This is a genomic window from Oscillospiraceae bacterium (genome assembly GCA_022483045.1).
GTDB lineage: Bacteria > Bacillota > Clostridia > Oscillospirales > Acutalibacteraceae > Caproicibacterium.
Genome location: JAKVOA010000001.1, coordinates 1 through 22,500 on the forward strand (window position 1 = coordinate 1; position 22,500 = coordinate 22,500).

The 22,500-nt window shown below is 52.1% G+C and carries 18 protein-coding genes, 2 tRNA genes, 2 rRNA genes, 1 pseudogene and 1 other annotated feature (1 of these 24 only partly in view); of the genes and pseudogenes, 13 read left to right on the forward strand and 10 right to left on the reverse strand.

The features are described 5' to 3' along the window. Positions 1-320 precede the first annotated feature (320 nt). Positions 321-650 (forward strand): hypothetical protein, encoded by a 330-nt coding sequence (locus tag LKE53_00005; GenBank protein ID MCH3971157.1) that lies wholly within the window; start codon positions 321-323, stop codon positions 648-650. Positions 651-752: 102 nt separating this feature from the next. Further along, positions 753-1,211, forward strand: coding sequence for a GyrI-like domain-containing protein (locus LKE53_00010; protein MCH3971158.1), 459 nt, complete (start codon positions 753-755; stop codon positions 1,209-1,211). A 211-nt stretch (positions 1,212-1,422) separates the two neighbouring features. Here the strand turns inward: LKE53_00010 and LKE53_00015 are convergent. After that, positions 1,423-2,039 (reverse strand): annotated as a pseudogene (locus tag LKE53_00015) (IS66 family transposase). Positions 2,040-2,373: 334 nt separating this feature from the next. On the opposite strand from LKE53_00015, the gene LKE53_00020 reads away from it, so the two are divergent. From LKE53_00020 to LKE53_00030, 3 genes are all read left to right on the forward strand, one after another. Then, positions 2,374-2,727 (forward strand): TIGR04076 family protein, encoded by a 354-nt coding sequence (locus LKE53_00020; GenBank protein MCH3971159.1) that lies wholly within the window; start codon positions 2,374-2,376, stop codon positions 2,725-2,727. A gap of 54 nt (positions 2,728-2,781) precedes the next feature. Next, on the forward strand, positions 2,782-3,573 hold the full coding sequence (locus LKE53_00025; GenBank protein ID MCH3971160.1) for a YdcF family protein: 792 nt from the start codon (positions 2,782-2,784) through the stop codon (positions 3,571-3,573). 94 nt (positions 3,574-3,667) lie between these two features. Continuing rightward, positions 3,668-4,105: a GNAT family N-acetyltransferase gene (locus tag LKE53_00030; GenBank protein ID MCH3971161.1), complete on the forward strand. Its 438-nt coding sequence runs from the start codon at positions 3,668-3,670 to the stop codon at positions 4,103-4,105. 221 nt (positions 4,106-4,326) lie between these two features. Here the strand turns inward: LKE53_00030 and LKE53_00035 are convergent, their stop codons facing one another. Genes LKE53_00035 through LKE53_00045 form a run of 3 tightly spaced genes read right to left on the reverse strand, consistent with a single transcriptional unit; the run spans position 4,327 to position 6,016 of the window. Further along, a complete protein-coding gene (locus LKE53_00035) occupies positions 4,327-4,749 on the reverse strand; it encodes a DUF2871 domain-containing protein (GenBank protein ID MCH3971162.1) in 423 nt (140 codons plus the stop codon). Beyond that, a complete protein-coding gene (locus LKE53_00040; GenBank protein ID MCH3971163.1) occupies positions 4,746-5,411 on the reverse strand; it encodes a hypothetical protein in 666 nt (221 codons plus the stop codon). Before LKE53_00040 ends, LKE53_00035 begins: the two co-directional genes overlap by 4 nt. Before the next feature lie 47 nt (positions 5,412-5,458). Next, complete coding sequence (locus tag LKE53_00045; protein MCH3971164.1) at positions 5,459-6,016, reverse strand: TetR/AcrR family transcriptional regulator; 558 nt, start codon at positions 6,014-6,016, stop codon at positions 5,459-5,461. Between the two features lie 352 nt (positions 6,017-6,368). On the opposite strand from LKE53_00045, the gene LKE53_00050 reads away from it, so the two are divergent. Then, complete coding sequence (locus tag LKE53_00050) at positions 6,369-6,599, forward strand: polya polymerase (GenBank protein MCH3971165.1); 231 nt, start codon at positions 6,369-6,371, stop codon at positions 6,597-6,599. Positions 6,600-6,735: 136 nt separating this feature from the next. On the opposite strand, the gene LKE53_00055 is transcribed toward LKE53_00050, so the two are convergent. The 3 genes from LKE53_00055 to LKE53_00065 form a co-directional block, all read right to left on the reverse strand. Next, complete coding sequence (locus LKE53_00055) at positions 6,736-7,617, reverse strand: aldose 1-epimerase family protein (GenBank protein MCH3971166.1); 882 nt, start codon at positions 7,615-7,617, stop codon at positions 6,736-6,738. 237 nt (positions 7,618-7,854) lie between these two features. Further along, positions 7,855-8,019 carry a rubredoxin gene (locus LKE53_00060; GenBank protein ID MCH3971167.1) on the reverse strand — a complete coding sequence of 55 codons (165 nt, stop codon included), beginning with the start codon at positions 8,017-8,019 and terminating at the stop codon, positions 7,855-7,857. Between the two features lie 63 nt (positions 8,020-8,082). Then, entirely contained in the window at positions 8,083-8,325 is a 243-nt protein-coding gene (locus LKE53_00065) for a DUF6514 family protein (protein ID MCH3971168.1), read from the reverse strand. Between the two features lie 427 nt (positions 8,326-8,752). Here LKE53_00065 and LKE53_00070 point away from each other — a divergent pair, with 427 nt between their 5' ends. Continuing rightward, positions 8,753-11,380 (forward strand): cation-translocating P-type ATPase, encoded by a 2,628-nt coding sequence (locus LKE53_00070; protein MCH3971169.1) that lies wholly within the window; start codon positions 8,753-8,755, stop codon positions 11,378-11,380. A 43-nt stretch (positions 11,381-11,423) separates the two neighbouring features. Here the strand turns inward: LKE53_00070 and LKE53_00075 are convergent, their stop codons facing one another. The 3 genes from LKE53_00075 to LKE53_00085 all read right to left on the reverse strand — a co-directional run bounded on the left by LKE53_00075 (position 11,424) and on the right by LKE53_00085 (position 15,549). Beyond that, a complete protein-coding gene (locus tag LKE53_00075; GenBank protein ID MCH3971170.1) occupies positions 11,424-12,653 on the reverse strand; it encodes a flippase-like domain-containing protein in 1,230 nt (409 codons plus the stop codon). Positions 12,654-12,931: 278 nt separating this feature from the next. Beyond that, entirely contained in the window at positions 12,932-13,948 is a 1,017-nt protein-coding gene (gene trpS / locus LKE53_00080; GenBank protein ID MCH3971171.1) for a tryptophan--tRNA ligase, read from the reverse strand. A gap of 113 nt (positions 13,949-14,061) precedes the next feature. Beyond that, positions 14,062-14,305, reverse strand: a binding site (T-box leader). A 56-nt stretch (positions 14,306-14,361) separates the two neighbouring features. Continuing rightward, positions 14,362-15,549: a PLP-dependent aminotransferase family protein gene (locus tag LKE53_00085; GenBank protein MCH3971172.1), complete on the reverse strand. Its 1,188-nt coding sequence runs from the start codon at positions 15,547-15,549 to the stop codon at positions 14,362-14,364. Between the two features lie 242 nt (positions 15,550-15,791). On the opposite strand from LKE53_00085, the gene LKE53_00090 reads away from it, so the two are divergent. From LKE53_00090 to LKE53_00115, 6 genes are all read left to right on the forward strand, one after another. Then, positions 15,792-17,921 (forward strand): SpoIIE family protein phosphatase, encoded by a 2,130-nt coding sequence (locus LKE53_00090; protein ID MCH3971173.1) that lies wholly within the window; start codon positions 15,792-15,794, stop codon positions 17,919-17,921. A gap of 201 nt (positions 17,922-18,122) precedes the next feature. After that, positions 18,123-19,343: a hypothetical protein gene (locus LKE53_00095; GenBank protein ID MCH3971174.1), complete on the forward strand. Its 1,221-nt coding sequence runs from the start codon at positions 18,123-18,125 to the stop codon at positions 19,341-19,343. A 312-nt stretch (positions 19,344-19,655) separates the two neighbouring features. Next, positions 19,656-21,168, forward strand: a 16S ribosomal RNA gene (locus tag LKE53_00100). 144 nt (positions 21,169-21,312) lie between these two features. Further along, positions 21,313-21,388: transfer RNA gene (locus LKE53_00105), tRNA-Ala, on the forward strand. A 34-nt stretch (positions 21,389-21,422) separates the two neighbouring features. After that, positions 21,423-21,499: transfer RNA gene (locus tag LKE53_00110), tRNA-Ile, on the forward strand. A 132-nt stretch (positions 21,500-21,631) separates the two neighbouring features. Beyond that, positions 21,632-22,500, forward strand: a 23S ribosomal RNA gene (locus tag LKE53_00115) (it continues 1,963 nt past the right edge of the window). Together the 16S and 23S rRNA genes with 2 tRNA genes alongside form the textbook arrangement of a ribosomal RNA operon.

Genomic DNA, 22,500 nt, shown 5'->3' on the forward strand with positions numbered 1-22,500 from the left:
GACGGTTGTATTGATGTCAAGAGTTGAGGGAAAATAGGCGCGAAATCCCTTGATTTCAGGGCATTTTCGGGTTTGGAGGAAAAGCAGTTGAGGAGCGCATAATCCCCTGAGGAAACTCGTTCAAGGTTGTCAAGCAGAACGCCTTGTTACGAAGATTGACATTCAGTTGGCGAATTAGATGTTTTTCGCAGTGTTTAGACTGTGGATTAGATGTTTTGCCGCTGAGTGAGCGGATTAGATGTCAATGTAAACAAACTGGAATTTGTAATATAGTTTATGACGATTGAATTTCGATTTCATTTATTATTTAGAGATGACTTATGATTGATTTTGCACATATAAAGAAAGCTCGATCATTGATAATAGTATTAGTCTCTGTTTCACTTATGTTTGTAGGATGCTGGTATTATTTTACACATAATAAAAGTTATGAAAATGATGCAATAGAAAAATGCGATTATGTATATCTTAATGGCGTCCAATATATTGAAACATCTTATGAAGAACTGGGAAGTTATACTATATCGAATGTCATTATCTGTAAAACTGACAGAGGAATGATACTGTATGAGATAGAGCAATATCCTGATTATGAGTATATTGCAGGGTATCAGGCTTGGGATGGACAAATATTTAAACGAGTTGATTAAATATTTGTTGTTAAATTGAAATTCAATAGAGTAACAAATCCCGAGTTGTCGGGATGTTTAGAAATTTGAAGTTGACGAAGCGAGAATTGATTTTTATGAAGATTGAAAAAATGTCAAAAGGAATCATTCGTTGTAATTGGAAAAGAAGGTTCAACGTTAGATGGTGTAGGGTTTATTCAGAAATTGTGGAAGGAAGCAAATGAACATTTTGAAGAAATAGAACAGTTAGCGAAAAAAGATGAACAGGGCAACCTGGTAGGAATGTGGGGAGCAATGTCGGATTTCACACATTCCTTTCAACCGTGGGAGAATAATTTTCAAAATGGACTTTACCTTGCTGGAGTAGAATGTAAGCAAGATGTAGATGCACCAGAAGGATGGACAAAGTGGATTATCCCAGCATATGAGTATATTTATGTAGCGTGTGATAATCTGGATACTTTTCCAGAAGTAATTAAATATATGGGCGAAAATAATATTCCTTTAGCGGGTGCGGTACATGATTTTTCTGATCCTCAGACGGGGAAAAATTATATGTATTATCCTATTAAAAAGCTGTAATTAATTAAGTGTACAAAATTTGAATTTGATGTTATCGGGTGAGATTATTTATATTTGGAAGGATAGATCAATGAAAAAAATTATAATGGGATTGCTGTGCGCAATTGCATCCGTTTGTGTCGTGTGCATTTATTTCGCTGGTGGACAAATAGGTGCTTATAGTTGGAATATTGCAGTATTCATTTTTGCTCCTATTGCGATAATAGCAATCCTAATGCAAATACCCGTTCTGATTTTTTCGCTGTGTAAAAAGAAAAAAGCAGTTTGCATTGGTAATTCCCTCCAGTTTACGTGCCATTTTGTGATACTGTGATAAACCATCTGTCATAAGGATTCCTTGAAAATCCTTGTAATACTCCTTTGGATGATCGCTGTGCCTTGTTTTCTGGTACTTGTACACGATAATCTTCGGGACTGGACTCAGTTCGCCAGTGATGTGAACCCACATATAGCTTTTGCTTCCGGCAGGTCTATCATCATGAATTACTTCTATAGGAGTTTCATCAGCTTATATACCAGAAGTAAATATCTTTTCGCAGACCATACCGTCCAGTTTGACATGGTCTGTTTGGAAAGATTTAAACCATTTGTTTGAAACTCTCTTGAGATTCGATCAAGAGGATTACTGTTTACATACTTTGTATTAATAATAGTTGCTTCTAACGATGCTGTTGCAATACTTCCACGAAATAGTGTATTAGGATGATCTCCGCGCAAAAACTCATCCTGACGAAGTCCATCTGTACCTACATATACTTTTACGATGTGTTTCTCCGCAATCCATTTGGCTGGTTCAAAGCGAAGCTGCCAAAAAATTTCATCTGGCATGCTTGGCGGGTATTGAAGCGGCGTTGTGCCGTCTGGCTTGAGCAGCTGCCACTTTCCACTGGTCAGGGACGGCTCAATCGAAAGAATGCTCTCAGAAAACGCCTGTTCGCTGATGATTTCCCGCATTTCTTCTTTTGTGACCGGGTGCTGCACTGCCGCTGCAGCAGCTTTTTTTTTCATTGTAGCATATTGCCTGCAGAAAATGCACTTTTTTATCTTTTCTGCCGCAGAAAGCTTGTCGTAGGAAAGGCGCAATGCTATGATAGGAAAAAGTTCTGCGCTGTTTCGGTGCGGGCACAGCAGAAACCAGACAACCCCAAACAGGAGGTTCCTTATGAAAAAATGGTATGCAGAAGAATACGAATGGAAAATTGAGGTGACAGGCTTTCTTCACGGCGATCACACCGAGCGGTACTGCCGCAACGGCGAGGAAGTAGGGGACCAATACACCTGCACGTACGGCTGCCCTGTCAATGCAGCGGGGCAGGGAATCTGCTCTAAAACGATGCTGCTCATGTTCCCAATTATGGAGGCTGTCAGAAGCGGCGGAAACTTAGAGAAAATCGGCGGCAGCAGCCAATACTGCAAAGACATTGTCTGCCCGGACGGCTGTGTGATGTTCCGCATGACAGCAAAAAAATGCGGTGGCGAAAACTTCTATACAGGCAGATTTTTCGATTCTATTTAGCTTTTTCAACAAGAAGGCGCGGGGCGGCTGCAGGCTGTCAGAAAGGATGTTGTGATGAATCCATCCATGATTCCGTATATCAATACACTGGGGCGCTTCTGCGGCGTGCGGGACGTGCCGGTGCTTTCGCAGCATGCGCTGTATGAAAAGTACGGCTTTCCCACTGCGGATCTCATGGTGCTGTTTGGGGGCAGCATTTTGTGCGGCGGCGATGTTCTCGCAGTCGCTATGAAAGAAAACGTCGCCAAGTGCTATATGATTGTGGGAGGCGTGGGCCATACGACACAGGCACTGCGTGACCGGGTGCAGGCGGCTTTTCCGGGCTGGAACACCGCCGGTTTGCCAGAGGCAGAATTATTGAATGGCTGCCTAAAAAGAAAATACGGCCTGTCAGCGGATTTGCTGGAGTGCCGCTCGACAAATTGCGGAAACAACATTACGTTTTTATTGGAATTATTAAAGAAGCAGCACATGAATATCCATAGCTGTATTCTGATGCAGGACGCTTCCATGCAGCGCCGGATGGCAGCAGTTATGCGAAAGGCCCGCCCTGATATGACCATTATCAATTATGCTTCTTACAATGTGCAGGTGGTCGAGCAAAACGGCCAGCCGGCCTTTGAGAGTACACCCAGCGGCATGTGGAGTATGGAGCGTTATGTTACCTTACTGATGGGGGAAATCCCCCGTTTGGTAGATGATGAAAATGGATACGGGCCAAACGGCAGGGGCTATCTTGCACATGAAGATGTTCCCGATTCGGTTATTCACGCTTACCAAATGCTGAAGCAGTATGATCCTGCGCTTGTGAGAACGGCCAACGCTGCATATGCAAAACCCCGGTGACAGGCCGACCGCCTGCTGTAAAAAAGCGCCCTGTGCACTTCTTTTATGCTTTGGTTTGTTAAGCTGGCACATGATAAGTAAAACAGGAGGAACCATGGACTACAAAGTGATGTCAGAGGCAGATATTGATTCTGTCATTCCCATGTATCTTGCGTATTATAATCAAATCGATGGCAGCAAGTGGACCTATGAAACAACCTATAAACGAATTCACCAGGCCGTTTCGCGGGAAGATTCCTACTGCCTGCTTTTACAGGGGGACTCCTGCCCGCTTGCCTTTGCAATGGGTTACTGTGAGCAGTACGATGATCTTTCCGCCTATGATTTGGTAGAAATCGTGGTTGCTCTGGAAAACCAAAACAAGGGAATTGGCACGGCGCTTATGCGTGAACTGGAAAAGCGGGTCAAGGCGCTTGGTGTTTCCATGATTCAGCTGCAGTCGGAAAATGACCAGATGCATGAGCATTTCTACGAGGAAAAGCTGCAATTTCAAAAAGCGGGAAACTTTATTTTGATGAGCAAATGGATTTGAGTACAGAGAGAAGCACGGCAGACGGCGAAACACTCCAAAGACGCTTGCATAACGCGATAAAGCCTTTTATGGAGCGCAATAGGTATCGGGACAGCGCGGGCTGGTGGGTCAAAGAAACAAAAGGGGAGGGTACAGCATTGCCTGCTTTATGATACCCCTCAAAAAGCACAAAAGGTGTGCATTTCACCGGCAGATTCCTGCAGACAGCAAAAGAGCCCGCTTTAGCGGGACTCTGTGCCTGCGCACTTTCTCAAAGCTGTAAACAGGAGAACGATGGATATGGTCAGAATGGTGTGGCTGATGCCCGCCATTCCGGAGATGGCGGCAGAGGCACCGGCAGAGAGCGAGGTGACAAGCACTTGATGAATCCCCCGGACAAAGAGCATGACGACCATGAACGGAAGCCCGATAGGATAGAGAACCATAAAACAGCGGAAAGATTTTTGGCTTTCCAGGTGCCATTTGTCCGAAAACAGGGCAATCAGCAGAAACACAACGGTGCCTAGGAGAAACAGATGGACATGCGTAAAAGCAAGCGTGGTGCGCCCCGTAAAGCCATAGAATTTTGTAAATTCCCGGTAAAAAACGCCGCAGGCGATTGCAGCGACTGCGTAAAGAAACGAGAGATTTATGTATTTTTTCATTTTGCAGTGCTCCTTTTCATATCCAAAAATCCAATCAGCACGGCCCAGACATAGGCGCAGGTCTTTGGCAGCATCAGCGCGCCAATGGCCGGTATCTGCTCGGCAAAAAGCACCACGGGTAGGTAGCAGGCAAAGCTGAGCGTAATCGCGAGCCACATATGGCGAAACGGCCGGTCCCCTTTTTTGCGGGACTCTGTGAAGAACAAAGCAATGAGCAGAACCCCGAGCACCGCAAACGGAATGTTGCGGTAAATACCCCAGGAAAGCGGGGCGCTGGCGCTGGTCCACGCATTTTGCGGGAACAGGCAGAGCGCAATGCGCGCGGCGGAAAGAATCCACACAGCGGCAGTCAGCCCGCTTTGGCCGTGCACGCTGTACCGCCTGCGCCAAACATAGTAGAGCAGGATATAAAAGACGGTCATCGTGATGGAAGTCACAAATTTTCCAATGCCGAGCGCGGCGGTGTGCTGCGCAAGCCCGTCTGTACACAGGGCAAAGACGCGCGGCACCAGGTGAAAAGCGTCGCCTGCGCCCAGGGTTACCGCCATCATGCCGAAAAGCCGGTACTGCGTGCCGCCCCTGCTCCTGCGGATCATCAGGACGCCAAGCGTCAGTACGGTGATTAAATAGGCAATGTCAAAGACCGTTTCTCCGATAGCCATGTTGGTTTCTCCTCTTTTTGTTTTGTGTATGGTGCGGCCTGCCGCTTTCAGTAAAGCAGCTTTTCAATCAGACGAATGAGATAATCGCAGGACGGTGCCTGCTTTGCGCCGAGCAGCAGCAGATTGTCGAGCACAAAGCCGACAAAGGCCTTTGGCGCAAAGGCACTGTCAAAGACCCCCGCACGGGCAGCGGGGTCGCTGTGCAGCGCGCACAGCAGGGCTTCGCGAATGTGCCCTAGGTACTGGTCCATGGCGCGCCGGCCCTCTGCTTTTTCAGATTCGGCAAAAGCGGAAGCATGCTGCAGGAAAAAAGAAGGGTATTCTGTGCACCCACTGCGGATACAGCGAAAAATCCAGCGGACGCATTCGCGAAAGTCGTCCGGCGTTTTGCAGCCCTCTGCTTCGTGAAAGATGTGCTCCCATATTTTTCCCACTGTGGCGCTGATGAGGTCTGCTTTTGACGGAAAGTACCGGTACACGCACCCAACCGAAACACCACATTCCTTGGCGATACTTCGTATATTCAGGGACTTTAGCCCCTCTTCGGACGCAAACTTCAGGCTTGCGCGCAGAATCTCTTCTTTCGATGTGGCAGTGTGGTTCAAAGAATCGCCCCCAAAGTGAACTATGTTCAGTATAGCGCGTTTTTCGTTTTCGTCAAGTCCTTTTTTACAAAAGCAGGTGTGCCACGCACCAAAAATCCAGTATCAAGAAAAAAGCAGAAAAAATGAGAATTTCCCTTTCGCTTATCTTTCAGGAAATGCCCTTCCAGAGTATCCGAAGATAAGCAGAACAGGGCGCTGCAAAGGCGCTGAAAAAGCCCAGAAAGCCCTGAAATTTGAGCATTTTTACGAATTTTAAAAACCTTTTACAGAAAGCTTGCACGCGGGAATTGCCTCTGTTATAATGAAGGCGATTTCACGGCAGGGTGTTCGTAAAAATTGCGGAGGTGCAGACATGAAAATCGAAAATATCGACGACGTAGATTCCTTTTTCAAGGTGGTGAATGAGTGCAAAGGCCCGGTAGAGCTGATTTCACCGGAGGGAGACCGAATCAACCTAAAAAGCAGACTGACCCAGTATTTATCTATGGCAACCATTTTTTCAAATGGCTATATCAGGGAGCTGGACCTTGTCGCTCACGACAAAGATGACACAGAGCGGCTGATTAAGTACATGTATCGGTAAACATACTGAAAAATACAGAAAAAGGCGCCGGCTTCGCTTTGAAACCGGCGCTTTTCTATACAAAAAATTTGTTTTGGCCCTGCGGGAAAAACGGGCAGAGCCGTTTTACAGACAAAACAGATATGGAAAAAGAAAATTAAAATACAGTAATGGTAAACGCGCGCTCAAAAGTTTCGTCCGGCGGCAAAATCGTTATGCCGCGCTTGTGCTCAAAGCAGTCGTCTTCGTCTGTGGCGGTGCTGCAGCCAGTCCACGGCTCCAGCGCGACAAACGGCGCCTGCCCAATCGGTGCCCAAATGCCCAAGTAGTCAAAGCCCGGAAAATCCAGCCGTACGCCATGCCCGCTTTTGCGGCCAATCAGGGTGACGGTGTTTTGCGGGACTTTTTCAAAGACCAGCGCGTCGTGATTAAAAAGCTTGTGCACAAGCGGCAGGGTGTCTGTGTCCTGCAAAAGCGGGACGCGGTTTTGAAAGTCGAGCAGGCCGGTGGCGTCCAGCATCGGGGAAGCGTACGTCATCTTTTCGGCAAAGCGGATATCATAGTCCTCATAGGCTTCGCTCTTGTCTGGGCCTGCCGGCACCTGAAAAGCGGGGTGCCCGCCCACGGCAAAGGGCATGGCCTGCGCACCGATATTGCAGACAGAAAAGCGCATTTCCAGTGTTGCCGGTCCGGTAATGCGGTAAGACATGCGCAGACGAAACGGGTAGGGGTAAGCTTTCAGCGTTTCTGCGGTAGAGACCAGCTCATAGGTCAGGGCATCCGCTTTCTGCTCAATCAGTTCGTGCTCCATATGGCGTGCAAGACCGTGGCGCGCCATTTTGCAGGGACCGGCAGCAGAGGCCGCTTTGCCACCGCGCAGGCAGCCGACAATGGGAAACAGTACCGGTGACTGGCGCGGCCACCACTGGGGGTCTGCCTGCCACAGATATTCGCAGCCGTTTAGGGCAATGCTGTTCAGCTGTGCGCCGGCGGAATCAACCGCCGCGCAGAAATGGCCGCTTTGGATAGAAGTTTTCATAAATCTGCCTCCTGCATATACCAAAATATTACTTTACAAATGAAAGCTTGCCCTATTTTACTACAAGTGCCTGCTGAAAAGCAAGGTTTCATTCCTTTGAAAAATGCTGAATAAAGCAAAAAACGACTTATAAAGCAAAGCGCAGCCCTATGCAGGGGGCAGAAAACACAGAAAACTTAAAAAAGGCTTTGGCATTTTTGCTAAAGTCTTTTATAGCCGGATCTCTATTATGAAAGATCAGGCCTCTTCCGGGGCAAATTCCTCTTTGCCAATTCCGCACAGCGGGCACTTCCAGGTAGCTGGCAGGTCCTCAAACTTTGTGCCGGCCGGAATACCGCTGTCTGGGTCACCGACTGCGGGGTCATATACATAGCCGCATACACCGCATACATATTTCTGCATTGCATTTCCTCCTTTCGGCTGTGTTGTCCCCTATTATAGCTGATTTGGCACTTTATGGCAAGCTTAATCTGCGCAGCTGTAGTCTTCCAGTATTTCAGGGAGGTTTTGCGGGAATACCCGGTGGCGCAACAGGGAGTCTGCCAGGCGGATCGTCTTTCTGTAGCCGCCGTCTACAGTGCCGCAGGCAGTCTCTGTTTTGATTTGCTTAATGCAAATGCCGTAGCGGTTTTCCGTATGATAAATGTAGTATTGCAATCGTGTCTTTCCGGCCAGCGTGCTGCCGATCTTTCTCATTTCCACTTTCATAGATATTCTCCTTTTTCCGACATAATGTGACTTAATTTCACATTATCCAAACATTTTTTCACTTCTGCCGCATCCGCACAAACAAGGACTTTGGTTTAAACCAACGGGGAAAACAGGTAGAGAAGCAGCCAATTTACTTCTTTGTCTGTTTAAGTAGAATTTTACTTGTTTTTTGAAATAAGAACAAGGGGGAAAATGAGAATAAAATTAGTAAAATTAGATAGAAAGAGAAATCTCTCAAGATATTGTTTCCCTAGGTAGTCATAAAGCAAGAATTTGTACAATCCTTTTTGACAGCGGTCCATTGAACTAAAAATTTTGTATAATTAGTCTTGGCTATTCAATTTTTTGGCAGCGCCTTTACCGAATACAAACCGTAATGAAAAAGACAAATAGTGCATAAAGTTAAACTGCAGGGGGTGTTCCTATGACAAAGTGGCAGAGCTTGACGGCGGCCGCATGTGAAAAGCAACTGGAAACCGGGCCAAAGGGCCTGACACAGCAGCAGGCGTGCCGCCGGTTGCGCCTTTACGGCAGCAATGTCCTTGCCAAACCGCCCCAAAAGTCCCTTTTGCGGCGATTTCTTGCCCAGTTTCAGGATTTTATGGTGCTAATCCTGCTTTTGGCGGCCGCAGTTTCGTTTCTCACTTCGTGGGCACAGGGCAGCGCCGACTATGTCGACTGCATTATCATTTTGCTGGTAGTCAATGTCAACGCGGTGATTGGGCTGGTACAGGAAAGTAAAGCAGAAAAAGCGCTTTCCGCTTTACAGGATATGGCCGCGCCGCATGCACAGGTGGTGCGCGGCGGCAAAACGCTGCGCCTCGCCGCCGAAGACCTGGTTCCCGGCGATGTGGTGCTGCTGCAGGCGGGGGACTTGGTGCCGGCCGACCTGCGCCTGACACAGGCGGCACAGCTGCAGACACAAGAAAGCGCCCTCACCGGCGAAAGCGTGCCGGTGCACAAGGACGCCGCTGCGCTCTGCCCAGAAACGGCACCTTTGGGCGAGTGGCACAACATGTGCTTTGCCTCCACTACGGTCAGCGCCGGCCACGGGCAGGGCATTGTTGTGGCAACCGGCATGCAGACCCAGGTGGGGCATATCGCCCGTATGCTCACCATGCAGGAAAGCCCGCAGACACCCCTGCAAAAGAAACTGGAAGTAACCGGAAAGGTGCTGGGCACCGGCGCGCTGCTGCTGTGCGCGGTTATTTTTGTAATGGGCCTTGTACAGGGCACTCCCCCGCTCGAGATGTTTTTGACAGCCGTTTCCCTGGCTGTCGCTGCAATTCCCGAGGGGCTGCCCGCCGTGGTGACGATTGTGCTGGCAGTGGGAATGCGCCACATGGCAGAGCGCCGGGCAATCGTGCGGCATATGATGGCGGTCGAGACGCTGGGCAGCGCCAGTGTTATCTGCACCGACAAAACCGGTACGCTGACACAAAACCGCATGACTGTAACAGAGCTGCGCGGCACCGTCGGAAAACTGGGTGCGCACACCTCTGCCCGGCAGCAGCTGCTGGAAGATGCCGCTCTGTGTACCAACTGCACCATGGACGGCGCCCGCGTCCTTGGGGAAGCGACCGAGACTGCGCTGTGTGAAGCGGCAGGGAATAAAGATATGCTGGACCGGCAGTTTCCGCGCGTGCGGGAAGTTCCGTTTTCTTCTGCGCGCAAGCGCATGACCGTGGTGGTGCGCCTGCCGGGCGGGCGCTTTCGGGTCATTACCAAAGGCGCACCCGATATCTTAGGGCCTTTCTGCCGGGGCGGCTGTGCGCCCCGGCAGAACCACGAAATGGCGGTGCGCGCGCTGCGCGTGCTGGCGGTTGCGCAAAAAGAGATTTCTTCATTGGAGGGGGTCAGTGACCGCTCCCTGGAAAGCGGCCTGCAGTTTGTCGGCTTAATCGGCCTTTCCGACCCGCCCCGGCCAGAGGTACGCGGCGCAGTGGCGCTGTGCAGGGAGGCGGGCATTCGCCCGGTCATGATTACCGGCGACCACGCCGATACCGCGGCGGCCATCGGCCGGGAACTGGGCATCCTGCAGCAGAGCGCTGTCCTTTCCGGACCGGAACTGGACGCCATGACGCAGCAGAAGCTGACCGAGGAGATTTACCGCTACACAGTCTTTGCGCGGGTCACACCTGCGCACAAGGTGCGCATCGTGCAGGCGTTTCAAAGCCGCGGCGAGGTCGTGGCTATGACTGGGGACGGCGTAAACGACGCTCCCGCGCTGCGCGCGGCAGACATCGGCTGTGCAATGGGCCTGAGCGGCACAGATGTTGCCAAAGGCGCGGCAGACATGATTTTGGCAGACGACAATTTCGCAACGATTGTAGAGGCCGTGCGCGAGGGCCGCGGCATTTACAGCAACATTCGCCGTACCATTCATTTTCTGTTATCCTGCAATATTGGGGAACTGCTGGCGGTGTTTGTCAGCTTTTTGCTGCGTCTGCCGCTGCCGCTAGCGGCAATTCAGCTTTTGTGGGTCAACCTGGTTACAGATTCCTTTCCGGCGCTGGCCCTTGGTGTGGAGCCGATTGACGGCGACGTCATGCAGCAGAAGCCGGTGCGGCGGGGCAGCAGCATCTTTGCAAACGGGCTTGGGTGGTCCATTCTCGTCGAAGGCTGCCTCATCGGTGCGCTGTCTCTGCTAGCCTATACCGTAGGGCGGGTGTTTTTTGACGTGGACCCGGCAAATCCGGTGGTCGGGCGCACCATGGGCTTTGCGGTTTTAAGCTTTTCGCAGCTTGCACATGCCTTTAATATGCGCAGCGATATTCATTCGCTGTTTGAGCACGGCCGCCCGCGCAACCCCAGACTGGTCCTTGCCACAGCGGCATGCGGCGCAGCCATGGCAGTGGTGGTGGCGGTGCCGGCGCTTGCGGCTGTTTTCCATACCGCGGTGCTGTCGCCTTTGCAGTGGCTGGTGACACTGGCGCTGTCGCTGGTGCCTATCGCCGTTATTGAACTGGAAAAAGCACTGCGCCGCACACAGAAAAACTACCTGACGAAACGCAGACAACCAAAAACCGAGCCGCAGAGTCAGAAATCCTGAAAAAGCCCTTTCCTGCATTTCTTTGTGCAGAAAAGGGCTTTTTTTATCGTGTTTGTTCTATTTCGTTTATCTGCTCCAGCTTTTTCGCCTGTTTTTCTTCTTTTATCTGTTCAAGCGCTTCCGTTTTCTGCATCTTTTTCTCTTGCTTTACTTTTTGTGCCTGGCCGATTTCTTCTGCCTGCCCGGTTTCCTGTGTTTCCTCAATTTCTTCTGCCTCACGGGTCGCGGTGACTTCTTCCGGCGGGGGCGAACCGATATAGCGGCGGGAGCCGAGCAGGACAAAGAGGTAGCCAAAGACAATGGTTCCATAATAGGTGATTAAACGCCAGATGAGCATGGCGGGTTTTGTCAGTGTACCAAAGAAAATACGGCAGAATGCCTCAAAGGACACTTCCGCACCGCCAGAGCCGCCGGGCAGCGGCACAAAGGTGACCACCATGGCGGAAAAGACCTCAGCTGCAATGATGCGCCAGACAGAGGCACCGTGCAGATGAAACGCCCGGTACACGCAGTAAGTATCCAAGCTGCCGAGCACCAGCTGCAGGCAGGTAATGGTGCAGACCAGTACATACAGCCGCCAGTCTTTCCCCATGGTTTTGAAGCCCTCATGGAAAGAGTCCAGCTGATTGACGATTGTTTGGTAGGTCTTTTCGGGTTCTTTGACAATATGAATCTTATTCAGCCCAATCAGGCAGGCATGCAGCAGCCGGTAAATAAAGCCGGCATTTACCGACACCAGCACCACAGCGGCGATAAAAATGATATTTGTGACAAGCCCAAAAATCGTAAACCAATACAGATGGGGTACGTTAGCGATGAAAAAGGGCAGCTCGGTCGCAATGAGAATTAGGGAAAAAATCAGGGTCGTGGTTTGGTGGGTAATTGTCTTTGCCGAAATAATAGCGGCGCTTTTGCCAGGCTGCATCCCCATTTTTGCCATGTAATAAATCTGCATGGGCTGCCCGCCAGAGGAAAACGGCGTAATCGAGCAGTAAAAAATACCCGTAATACCAATCATAAAAGAACGTCCGTAGGTCCAGTTGGGGTAAAGGTGGCGGCAGAAAAGCCAGTTGCATGTGCCCTCTAAAAGCCACGTTACGCCCAGGGTGGCAAAGGCCAGCAGAATCCAAAACGGGTCCAGTGTGCTGTAGATCTGCCCCAGCTGTGAAATACTCTTTTCCTTAAAAAGAGAGAAAAGCAGAATGCCCATGGTCACTGCCAGAACGATCACGGTAAACAGGTGCTTTCGCAAAGCCCTTCCAAATCTTGTCATAACTTCTCCTATCAGGCGGCAAAATGCGGGCCGTACAGGCCGAATCGTGTGCCTGCCGCTTAGCGGCCAGGCCGCAGATAACTTTAATAATCATAACGCATTCTCGGCCAATATACAAGTGAAAAGCAGTTCTGCCTAAAATACGCGGTCTTTGGGCGGGCGCGGGGCTGCTCTTTCTTTTCTTTATTTTGTGCCGAAAAAAGGGCGGTATGTACAGAAAAAAGCGTTCCTGTCAAAAGAAAAACAGGAATGCTTTTTGGCTGTCTTGTATGGCTTCTTTAGTGATGCGGGGGAATAAAGCCGACTTTCTTCATCACTTTCTGCAGGGTGCGGTTGGCAATGCGCGCGGCTTTTTCGGCGCCGCTGTTCCAGCACTGCTCCATGTAGCTGCGGTCGGCGATATACTTGGCGTAGCGCTCTTGAATCGGGCGCAGGTGCTCGATGACAGCCTCGCCCACGGCTTGCTTAAAGTCGCCGTAGCCCCTGCCGGAAAAGTCGTGCTCGATCTGCTCAAAGGTTTCGCCGGTTACGCAGGAGTAAATCTCCATCAGGTTGTTGATGCCCGCCTTGCCCTCGCCGTAGTGTACGCTTGCTTCACTGTCGGTAATGGCGCGCTTAAATTTGCGCATAATGTCCTCGGGCTTGTCCAGCACATAGACACAGCCGTTTACATTTTCGTCGCTCTTGCTCATTTTATGTGCCGGGTCCTGCAGGCTCATAATACGCTGTCCTTCTTTGCCGACCAGCACGTTTGGCAGGTTAAAAGTTGGGGAGTAGGCGTTGTTGAAGCGCTCGGCAATGGTGCGGGTCAGCTCCAAATGCTGTGACTGGTCCTCGCCCACGGGCACATAGTCCGCCTGGTACAGCAGAATATCCGCCGCCATCAGGCAGGGGTACGTAAACAGGCCGGCGTTGATGTTGTCGGCGTGCTTTTTGGATTTGTCCTTAAACTGTGTCATGCGCTGCAACTCGCCAAACTGCGCGTAGCAGTCCAAAATCCATGCCAGCTGTGAATGCGCCGGCACATGGCTCTGCAGAAAAAACGGGCTGCGCGCGGGGTCAATGCCGCAGGCGAGCAGTAGGGCATAGGCCTCCAGTGTATGGCGGCGCAGGTCAGCGGGCTTTTGCCGCACAGTAATGGTGTGCAGGTCTGCCAAAGCAAAGATGCAGTCGTACTTGTCCTGCAGGCCTACCCAATTTTTTACAGCGCCTAGGTAGTTGCCCAGTGTGACATCGCCGCTCGGCTGAATCGCGCTGAAAATGCGTTTTCTGCGTTCTGGTGTTTGATTTTCCATTTCAAAGAATCCCCCTGTCATTTCTATTTCTATATTAGATTTTTTACAAATAAAAAGATAACGAAGCGGAATACGGCAAAACAAAACGGCCCCGTCCTCCTTTTCCAAAGGAAAAGAGGGACAGAAGCCGTAAAAACTTCTGCGGTACCACCCAGCTTGGCGCAAAAGCGCCCACTCAGTGTGCAAAACTGCACGTTCCGGGGTAACGGGCGGAGTTCCCGATGCACCTACTAGGCCGGCAGGTCGTTTGGCTTATCCTCAAAAGTCCATTCGGCGGGGGCTGCACACCGGGTTTCACCCGTCCCGGCTCTCTGCAGAGCAGCTTTTCCGCTTACTTGTCTTTCTCACAGGTTTCTTTGTATTCTGCTTTGCAGCTATTATAAGGCCGGCCTGTGCGGTTTGTCAAGCCGGAGTTACATGGGCCACTGTGCCGCGAGCTTCCCTAAAATGGCAATGCCGCGTACAAGGTCTGCATCCGTAGGGGAAGAGTAGTTGATACGGAAGCTTTGACAGGGGGCAGTGTCGTCGGTCAAAAAGGCATTTCCAGGCACGACGCATACTTTGTGCAGCACGGCCTGCCGGCAGTATTCCGGCATAGGAATGGAGTTTGGCAGCGTACACCAGATGAAAAGACCGCCCTCGATAGGCTGAAAGTGCAGCAGCGGTGCAGTTTCGCGCAGGGCCTTTTCGGCCACCGCGTATTTTTGAGCGTAGATTTTCTGCAGGCCTTTTAGATGTTCTTGAAAGTCCCACCCGTGCAGGAAGCGGTGAATTACGTGCTGGCTCCAGATGTTGGTGTGCACGTCGCTGCCCTGCTTGCAGACGACCATCTTTTGCAGCAGTGCGCTGCCGCCCGCGGCAAAGCCCACGCGCATGCCGGGCGCGACGGTTTTGCTGAAAGTGCCGGCGTACAGCACGTGTCCGTCGGTGTCCAGTGTCTTAATGGCCGGCACGGCTTTTCCCGCAAAGCGCAGGTCACCGTAGGGGTTGTCCTCTAAAATCAGCGTATTGTATTTTTTGGCGAGGGCGTATATGCCGCAGCGCTTTTCCCAGCTGGTGGTCAGCCCTGTCGGATTTTGAAAATTGGGTATGGTATAAATGAATTTTACTTTCGGGTCGCTTTTTAAAACATCCTCCAGCTTTGTCAGGTCCATGCCGTCTGGCTGCATAGGCACGCCCTTTAGGACGGCATTGTACGAGCGGAAGGAATTGAGCGCACCGATAAAGCTGGGCTCTTCACAGACAACGGTGTCGCCTTCATTTAAGACCGACTTGCCCAAAAGGTCCATAATCTGCTGTGCGCCGCTGGTGATAAGCAGGCTGTCGCCCGGCGTGTGTATGCCATAGCGGGAAGAAAGCAGGCGGGTCACGTCTTCCCGCAGGGCGGGCAGGCCCTCGGTTACGCTGTACTGCAGGGCATCAATCGGCTGCTCCTGCAGCAGGTCGCTGCTGCATTTGCGGATAGCCTCTACCGGAAAGGCGTCCGGTGCGGGGTTGCCGGCGGAAAGAGAGATGACCTCGGGGTCGGCGGCATATTTAAAAATTTCGCGGATGGCAGAGGGTTTCAGGTTCTTTACACGGTCAGAAAAGCGGTAATCCATATGCGTTTGCACCTTCCTTATCAAAATCATACCCGGAAAGGGGCCGGGCACGCGGTCTTTTTCCATTTTATCACGTTCCCGGACAAAGCGCTATAAAAAGAATGGATTATACGGCTAGTTATGCGGTAATCCGACACAATCCATTCTGTATAATAAAAGCACAAATCTGTACTGTGGCCTGTACAAGCGGGACAAGCCCCGCGGCGGGGCCAGGATGTTTCTGGAAACGGAGTGGATATAGAATGGCAGAAGAAAAGGCGCTTTCGTGGGCAAGGCCGCGCGCAGTGATGAAAAAGGCGGCGCGGCAGGCGGTTTTCTTTGCGCTGGGGCTGTTGGCGTCGCGCGCAGTGGTGTTTGACAGGTGTGCGCCCTTTGGGGTCGCGGCGGCAGCAGCCTGCCCGTGGGAATGCACTGTGGCGGCGGCGCTGGGTGCCGCGCTTGGGTACATATTGCCGGGCAGCGTTACCGTGCCGATGCACTGCCTGATGGCGCTTTTGGCGGCGGTGGGCATTCGCTGGGCTTTGCGAGAGGCGGCAGCGCGCTTTATGCGTGTAAAAGCGCTGTTTGCTTCTCTGGTGGCGGGCGTGCCAATGCTTTGCACTGGTATGATTGTTTTTTACGTGAATGGCACCGGCGGCAGCGGCGCCGCCTATGCGGTGGCCGAGTCCCTGCTTGCCGCAGCGTGGGGGTATTTCTTTTCGCGTACGGAAGACCTGGTTTCCGCACAGCTTCCGCGGGGGAACTGCCTGCCGCAGGAGCTGACCTGTGCGGCGTTTTCGGCCGGCGTGTTTCTGCTGGCGCTGACGGCGCTGAAAATCGGGCCGATCTCTGTGGGCGGCGTGCTGGCAGTGCTCATCATTCTATATGCCAGTGAGTACGGCGGAGCCGCGGGCGGCAGCATTGCCGGTGTCGCCGCCGGCGCCTGCATTGCCTTTTCCGGCAGCAGCCTCAGCGGCTTGGCCGGGGCCTATGGGGTGGGCGGCCTGCTTGCGGGGCTGTTTGCGCCGGCGGGGCGGCTTGCCTCTGCCTGTGCGTTCATCCTCAGCAGCACCGTGGCAAGCCTGCCCGCGGCCCTTTCTACACAGCGGCTCGATACCCTGTGGGAAGCGGCTGCCGCCGGCGTCTTGTATCTGCTGCTGCCGGACCGCTTCACCGGCCGGCTGCTTGGGCGCTTGTCGGCTGCGGGGCGCGATGTGCGGGAGGCACCGCGTGCACAGGACCTGCGCCGCATTGTAGTGGCCAGGCTTGACCACGCCGCACAGGCGCTTGGCGATGTTTCCGATACGCTGGCGCAAGTGGGCGAAAAACTGGACAAGTCCCAGCAGGCGTACGAGCACTCTTCTTTACAAATTCTGCACCGCACCCAGGCGGCCCAAAACCGCCGCAGCTTAGTCCGGCAGTTTACGGTTGTAGAGACCATTTTGGAGGAAATGGCTTCTGAGTTTGAATTGTTTGAGCGCAGCGACGCCACCAGTGCCAATTTGGTTTCCGAGGTGCTGTATGAATTTGCTCTGCAGCCGCTCGATGTCAGCTGCCGGGTAGACCGCTTTGAGCGCATGACGATTGAGGCCATGGTCGTGCGCGGCGAGGGCGTGCAGGTAAACAAAGCGGAACTTACCCGCGAGGTATCAAAAGTGTGCGGGCGCACGTTTTCGCAGCCGAGCATCAGCCGCACCCAAACTTCCTGGCGGCTGGTGTTTTGCGAGAGGCCGCGCTTTCGCGTGATTGAGGCCAGTGCCCGGCACAACTGTGGCGACAACATGCTCTGCGGCGACAGCACCCGGTGCTTTGAGGATGGCACCGGCCGCTACCTTTGCATTTTAAGTGACGGCATGGGTTCCGGCGGGCGCGCAGCCGTGGACGGCGTGATGGTTTCAAACCTGCTGGCAAAGCTGATTAAGGCCGGTATTGGCTTTGACAGCGCTCTGCAGATTGTCAATACCGCAATGGGGGTAAAGTCCGGGGATGAATCCACTGCAACGGTAGACCTGGTCAGTGTAGACCTTTATACAGGAATTGTGCAGTTCTTAAAAGCGGGTGCCGCCATGAGCTTTATCTGCACCGGCGGAAAGGTGCGCGCGGTAGATGCCCCCGGACTTCCGGTCGGTATTTTGGAAAAAGCGCAGTTCCACTGTGCGCAGGAGGAACTGCAGGATGGGGACCTGCTGGTTATGGTAAGCGACGGTGCGCTTTGTGACGGCACCGCTTGGATTTGTAGCCTGCTCGAAAAACCGGGCGACGCCAAGACCCCCCAGGAGCTGGCAGAGGCGGTTGTCGCGGGTGCAGTTGCCCGCCGCAAAGATGGGCACGATGACGATGTGACCGCAGTTGTGCTGCGCATACAGTCTTACCGTCCCGCAGTAAAATCATAACACGAAAGAGATTCGGCCGGAGGCTTTTTGCACCGGCCGGATTTTTTATTTTGTTATATATAATAGAAAGGCTTTTTTTGCGGCCCGTAAATTCCTGTATATTTCTTTTGCTAAAAACTTTTTGAGGGTTTCTATAGGAATCTTCATAGAAAGCAGGTATAATGAAAAAGTTGACATAACAAGAATGGAGGCGGGAGCCTGATGAAAAAGCCTGTGCGCCTGCTGGCGCTGGTACTGGCGCTGGCCTGCCTTGCGGGCTGCTCTTTTCCCGAAACCTTTGCGAGCAGCGTCCCTTCGGCTGCCGCCGCACCCGCGTCGGGCAGCACAGCGGCCTGCACCCCGGTGCAGCAGCGGGGCGACTACCGCAGCCTGCCCAGTAACCGCTGCCGCCGTTTGTATGAAAAACTGCTTGCCTGCGCGGAAGAGATTACAGACAAAAAGGACAAAAATGGCTACCTGATACAGCCGGCTTCTTTTTATGAGCGCCTGACAGATCGGGAAACGCGGCTTGCGGTGATGGCCTTCTTTAATGATAATCCGCAGATATTCTGGGTATCCAATCAATATACTTATACATTTACCTTTTCACATACCACAGTGCAGCTTTACAGCCGAGTCGCCAAAACAGAACGCGCCGGCCTGCAGAAAAAACTGGATGCCGCTGCCGCGAAAGCCCTGAGCGGTGTGTCGGCCGGGCAGACAGCCCTTGCGCGTGAGACAGCGCTTTACCAGGCTTTGGCGGCGCGCTGCACTTATGCCGGCAGCAGTACGGACAGCCAGTGGCAGTCGTATACTTCTTATGGAGCACTGGTACAGGGGAAAGCAGTCTGCGACGGCTATGCCCGGGCAATGCAGCTGCTCTGTGCAAAGGCGGGGCTGCAGTGCCGGCTGGTCAACGGCAGCTCAAAGGGCGGCGCGCATATCTGGAACCTGATTGAGATAGACGGCAAGTGGTACCACTTTGACGCAACCTGGATGGACGCCAATGTACAGACATTTGATTATTTTAATTTAAATGATACGCAGATTCAGCAGGACCACACGATCAGCCCAACCGGCGGCGAAACGACGGACTGCAATTTGCCGCTGCCGGTCGCAAAGTCGCAGGACGCAAACTATTACCAGAAGTGTGCCACGCAGGTGACCGCACTGGATCGCGCCAATGAAAAGAAGATTGCCGCAGCGCTGGTGCAGGCGGCGCAGAAAGGCGAAACGGCTGTCGGGCTGCACCTGAGCGCACAGCTTTCCTTTGCGGAGACAATAGAGGGACTCTTCAGCGGCCCGCCGTATCTTTTCTCCGCATGTGTCACGCTGGCTAACCGCTCCCTGCCGCGTGGAAAGAAGCTTTTCTATACCGGTATGCGCTACAGCACCGCAGAGGCACAGCGGGGGATTACGGTGCAGCTTTCGTACGACAAATAGGGAATTTGCACGGAATTTAAAAAAAGCGAAAAAAAGTGAAAAAAGGAGTTGACAAAGGGGGAATGCAGTGGTAATATATATGAGTCGCCGCAAGAGAGGCGCCCCACAGAAAGCAGAGGGGAGCAAGGAAAGCGGAGATGCAGGACCTTGAAAATTAAACAACGAAAGACAAGTAACGGACCCGAAAATTCCGAGAGGAATGGCGAGAAGTTGACTCGCAAAAAAACAACAAGCAAGATACGCAAGCGTATCAAAGAGAGCTACGAAAGCTCTGAAATTGATTTAGACAGCCGAAAGGCGTTTAGATAGCATATTTTAGAGAGTTCGATCCTGGCTCAGGACGAACGCTGGCGGCGTGCCTAACACATGCAAGTCGAACGAAACTTTTTGCTTCGGTAGAAAGTTTAGTGGCGGACGGGTGAGTAACGCGTGAGGAACCTGCCTTACAGAGGGGGATAACGTCTGGAAACGGACGCTAATACCGCATGATATTACGAAGTCACATGGCTTTGTAATCAAAGGAGCAATCCACTGTAAGATGGACTCGCGTCCGATTAGCTAGATGGTGAGATAAAGGCCCACCATGGCGACGATCGGTAGCCGGACTGAGAGGTTGAACGGCCACATTGGGACTGAGACACGGCCCAGACTCCTACGGGAGGCAGCAGTGGGGGATATTGCACAATGGAGGAAACTCTGATGCAGCAACGCCGCGTGAAGGAAGACGGTCTTCGGATTGTAAACTTTTGTACTTGGGGACGATAATGACGGTACCCAAGCAGCAAGCTCCGGCTAACTACGTGCCAGCAGCCGCGGTAATACGTAGGGAGCGAGCGTTGTCCGGATTTACTGGGTGTAAAGGGTGCGTAGGCGGCTGAGCAAGTCAGTTGTGAAAACTATCGGCTTAACCGATAGCCTGCAATTGAAACTGTTCAGCTTGAGTGAAGTAGAGGTAGGTGGAATTCCCGGTGTAGCGGTGAAATGCGTAGAGATCGGGAGGAACACCAGTGGCGAAGGCGACCTACTGGGCTTTAACTGACGCTGAAGCACGAAAGCATGGGTAGCAAACAGGATTAGATACCCTGGTAGTCCATGCTGTAAACGATGATTACTAGGTGTGGGGGGTCTGACCCCTTCCGTGCCGGAGTTAACACAATAAGTAATCCACCTGGGGAGTACGACCGCAAGGTTGAAACTCAAAGGAATTGACGGGGGCCCGCACAAGCAGTGGAGTATGTGGTTTAATTCGAAGCAACGCGAAGAACCTTACCAGGTCTTGACATCCTACTAACGAAGCAGAGATGCATAAGGTGCCCTTCGGGGAAAGTAGAGACAGGTGGTGCATGGTTGTCGTCAGCTCGTGTCGTGAGATGTTGGGTTAAGTCCCGCAACGAGCGCAACCCTTACTGTTAGTTGCTACGCAAGAGCACTCTAGCAGGACTGCCGTTGACAAAACGGAGGAAGGTGGGGACGACGTCAAATCATCATGCCCCTTATGACCTGGGCTACACACGTACTACAATGGCCGTAAACAGAGAGCAGCGAAACCGCGAGGTGGAGCGAACCTCAAAAAGCGGTCTCAGTTCGGATTGCAGGCTGAAACCCGCCTGCATGAAGTTGGAATTGCTAGTAATCGCGGATCATAATGCCGCGGTGAATACGTTCCCGGGCCTTGTACACACCGCCCGTCACACCATGGGAGCCGGTAATACCCGAAGTCAGTAGTCTAACCGCAAGGAGGACGCTGCCGAAGGTAGGATTGGCGACTGGGGTGAAGTCGTAACAAGGTAGCCGTATCAGAAGGTGCGGCTGGATCACCTCCTTTCTATGGAGAGTAAGCTTAGATGAAACAAGCTAGGCGAAATCCTAGGTCGGTCGGATCAAAAGCTTGTCGATCGTTGTTTAATTTTGAGGGTCTTGGGAAACTAAGAGTCTCAAAGTGGTGGAAGGGAAAGAAAGCCACCAGTATGGGGGTATAGCTCAGCTGGGAGAGCGCCTGCTTTGCAAGCAGGAGGTCAACGGTTCGATCCCGTTTATCTCCACCAAGGGCTTCTGGTGAGAACCGGAAAGCCGGGAAATGGGCTTATAGCTCAGCCGGTTAGAGCGCACGCCTGATAAGCGTGAGGTCGGTGGTTCGAGTCCACTTAAGCCCACCAGAGGGGGAAACCCCAGCTGTACATTGAAAACTGAATAAAGAAAAGAATGCGAAAAACGATATCAAGTAAAGTTTAAAAAAATTACTACAATTTTGCAATTTTACGAGTTTTAGAGAACCAAAAGAAACACATGGTCAAGCTACAAAGAGCGCAAGGGGAATGCCTTGGCACTGGGAGCCGAAGAAGGACGTGGCAAACTGCGAAAAGCTTTGGGGAGCCGTAAGCGGGCTTTGATCCAAAGACATCCGAATGGAGCAATCCGGCTGGAAACATATCCAGTCACTGTGCAGTGAATCAATAGCTGCATGGGGGGAACCGCCTGAACTGAAACATCTAAGTAGGGCGAGGAAGAGACATCAAAATGAGATTCTGCTAGTAGTGGCGAGCGAACGCGGAAGAGGCCAAACCGAGGGTAGCAATACTTTCGGGGTTCGGACAGCAACACGCATGCGAAACCTTAGCTGAACGGTCTGGGAAGGCCGGTCAAAGAGTGTGAGAACCACGTAAGCGAAAAGGGGAAGCAGCCAGCTGTATCCAGAGTACCGCCGGACACGAGAAATCTGGTGGGAAGATGGGGGGACCACCCTCCAAGCCTAAATACTACCCAGTGACCGATAGAGAATAGTACTGTGAAGGAAAGGTGAAAAGCACCCCGGGAGGGGAGTGAAATAGAACCTGAAACCTTGTGCTTACAAGCACCGAAAGCCCGTCAAAGGGTGATCGGGTACCTTTTGTAGAATGGTCCGGCGAGTGAATGTAACTGGCGAGGTTAAGGACTTAAGGTCTGGAGCCGAAGCGAGAGCGAGTCTGAATAGGGCGCATAAAGTCAGTTGTATTCGACCCGAAACCGGGTGACCTACCCATGTCCAGGTTGAAGTGGAGGTAAAACTCCATGGAGGACCGAACCGACTCCCGTTGAAATGGTAGCGGATGAGGTGTGGGTAGCGGAGAAATTCCAATCGAACCCGGAGATAGCTGGTTCTCTCCGAAATAGCTTTAGG

Bases quoted from the DNA above. Each gene is read 5' to 3' on its own strand.
- LKE53_00005 (MCH3971157.1), top strand. From the start codon at position 321: ATGATTGATTTTGCACATATAAAGAAAGCTCGATCATTGATAATAGTA.
- LKE53_00020 (MCH3971159.1), top strand. From the start codon at position 2,374: ATGAAAAAATGGTATGCAGAAGAATACGAATGGAAAATTGAGGTGACA.
- LKE53_00025 (MCH3971160.1), top strand. From the start codon at position 2,782: ATGAATCCATCCATGATTCCGTATATCAATACACTGGGGCGCTTCTGC.
- LKE53_00030 (MCH3971161.1), top strand. From the start codon at position 3,668: ATGGACTACAAAGTGATGTCAGAGGCAGATATTGATTCTGTCATTCCC.
- LKE53_00035 (MCH3971162.1), bottom strand. From the start codon at position 4,749: ATGAAAAAATACATAAATCTCTCGTTTCTTTACGCAGTCGCTGCAATC.
- LKE53_00040 (MCH3971163.1), bottom strand. From the start codon at position 5,411: ATGGCTATCGGAGAAACGGTCTTTGACATTGCCTATTTAATCACCGTA.
- LKE53_00050 (MCH3971165.1), top strand. From the start codon at position 6,369: ATGAAAATCGAAAATATCGACGACGTAGATTCCTTTTTCAAGGTGGTG.
- LKE53_00055 (MCH3971166.1), bottom strand. From the start codon at position 7,617: ATGAAAACTTCTATCCAAAGCGGCCATTTCTGCGCGGCGGTTGATTCC.
- LKE53_00060 (MCH3971167.1), bottom strand. From the start codon at position 8,019: ATGCAGAAATATGTATGCGGTGTATGCGGCTATGTATATGACCCCGCA.
- LKE53_00065 (MCH3971168.1), bottom strand. From the start codon at position 8,325: ATGAAAGTGGAAATGAGAAAGATCGGCAGCACGCTGGCCGGAAAGACA.
- LKE53_00070 (MCH3971169.1), top strand. From the start codon at position 8,753: ATGACAAAGTGGCAGAGCTTGACGGCGGCCGCATGTGAAAAGCAACTG.
- LKE53_00075 (MCH3971170.1), bottom strand. From the start codon at position 12,653: ATGACAAGATTTGGAAGGGCTTTGCGAAAGCACCTGTTTACCGTGATC.
- trpS (MCH3971171.1), bottom strand. From the start codon at position 13,948: ATGGAAAATCAAACACCAGAACGCAGAAAACGCATTTTCAGCGCGATT.
- LKE53_00085 (MCH3971172.1), bottom strand. From the start codon at position 15,549: ATGGATTACCGCTTTTCTGACCGTGTAAAGAACCTGAAACCCTCTGCC.
- LKE53_00090 (MCH3971173.1), top strand. From the start codon at position 15,792: ATGGCAGAAGAAAAGGCGCTTTCGTGGGCAAGGCCGCGCGCAGTGATG.
- LKE53_00095 (MCH3971174.1), top strand. From the start codon at position 18,123: ATGAAAAAGCCTGTGCGCCTGCTGGCGCTGGTACTGGCGCTGGCCTGC.